Source organism: Pseudoalteromonas sp. BSi20439, from assembly GCF_000241165.1.
GTDB lineage: Bacteria > Pseudomonadota > Gammaproteobacteria > Enterobacterales > Alteromonadaceae > Pseudoalteromonas.
The window spans coordinates 1-1,302 of the sequence record NZ_BADW01000070.1 but is presented as its reverse complement, the minus strand read 5'-3'; the positions used below and the strand labels follow the sequence as shown (position 1 = coordinate 1,302).

At 37.0% G+C, this 1,302-nt stretch carries 2 protein-coding genes; one reads left to right on the top strand and one right to left on the bottom strand.

All coding sequences use genetic code 11. The features are described 5' to 3' along the window. Positions 1 to 230 precede the first annotated feature (230 nt). Positions 231 to 947, top strand: a complete 717-nt coding sequence (locus P20439_RS06710) for a helix-turn-helix domain-containing protein (protein ID WP_008111733.1) — start codon at positions 231 to 233, stop codon at positions 945 to 947. A gap of 52 nt (positions 948 to 999) precedes the next feature. Here the strand turns inward: P20439_RS06710 and P20439_RS06705 are convergent. Beyond that, the coding region (locus P20439_RS06705) for a S9 family peptidase (protein ID WP_036933093.1) at positions 1,000 to 1,302 on the bottom strand (303 nt) is incomplete at its 5' end.

Genomic DNA, 1,302 nt, shown 5'->3' with positions numbered 1-1,302 from the left:
CCACTTGTTATTTCCTCAATAACAAGCAATAAATAATTTCCTTATTAATAAATTCAAACATAATTTTTATCAGCTATCAGCTATCAGCTATCAGCTATCAGCTATCAGCTATAAGCTCGACTCTTCTATACTAACCTGCTAATATTCTTGGCTATTCTTTAATATTCAGCTTCTTATCTCTGCATGAATTACCAAGAATCTAATCTCACTTTAAAAAAGGAAGCATTAAGATGAGTACATTAGGTCAGCAATTAAAGCAGCTAAGAAATAATAAAAAATTGAGCCAACCTGAATTTGCCCAGCAAGCGGGTATAGAGCAGAGTTATTTATCCAAGCTTGAAAACGATAAATCAATTCCCTCCAATGAAATATTTAGAGCTTTATTGATAGCATTAGATCTTTCAATTGATGAGTTTATGAAGCCACTAGTATCGAGTCACGATAAAGTTAGACTGATGCAAATACCCGATGTAGAGCTGTGGTATAAAAGTAAAGCAGTAAAGAGCTCAGCCACACAGCGTAAGGTTATTTATCTCGCAATGTTTTTAATATCTATTGGTTGTGCATTGTTTTATGCAGGACATAAAAACTATGTGTTCAATGAGCGCTTTTACGAATATAAATCACAAGGTGTGATCAAAACAGGTGAACCTCTGAATGTTTTTACTCATTGGAGCAATTATATTATTGAGTCGAATCGAGAAAAAAGAGATGAGAAAAATCGGGAAATGCTGGCCAGAAGGGTACCAAGTTTTAAGTTAATGGATGAGTATGTCGGTGAATCATTTGTTGAAGAGGTTGAGGGAGGTAAACGTGTTTATACTGCAAATGAGCTTTCGCGGACTATGCCACATGCAGGCAATAGTTGGTTTGAGTTTTTAGGTATTTTTGCTGCTGTATTTGGTTTGGCGCTCGCTTTACTGGAACCTAGATTAACCAAGCAATAAAAAGCCTGCGTACATGAAAACGCAGCAGGCTTTAATATAAATTGGCTTACAATTACCCTTGTGGGCCAAATAACTCTTTTAAGTAAGTATCTAAAAAGTTTAGGTAGGCGTTGGAGGCGCTGATACGGTTTTCTTTTTTGCTAAAACCGTGGCCTTCATCATCAAATAATACATACTCTACTGGCACACCATTAGCTTTAACCGCAGCAACCAACTCATCGCTTTCAATTTGTAATACGCGTGGATCATTAGCACCTTGAATAACCATTAAAGGCTTAGTGATGTTATCGGCATGAAATAGCGGTGAAATAGCACGGTGACGTTCACCATCGGTGGCAGGATCGCCCATTTCTAT

Bases quoted from the DNA above. Each gene is read 5' to 3' on its own strand.
- P20439_RS06710 (WP_008111733.1), top strand. From the start codon at position 231: ATGAGTACATTAGGTCAGCAATTAAAGCAGCTAAGAAATAATAAAAAA.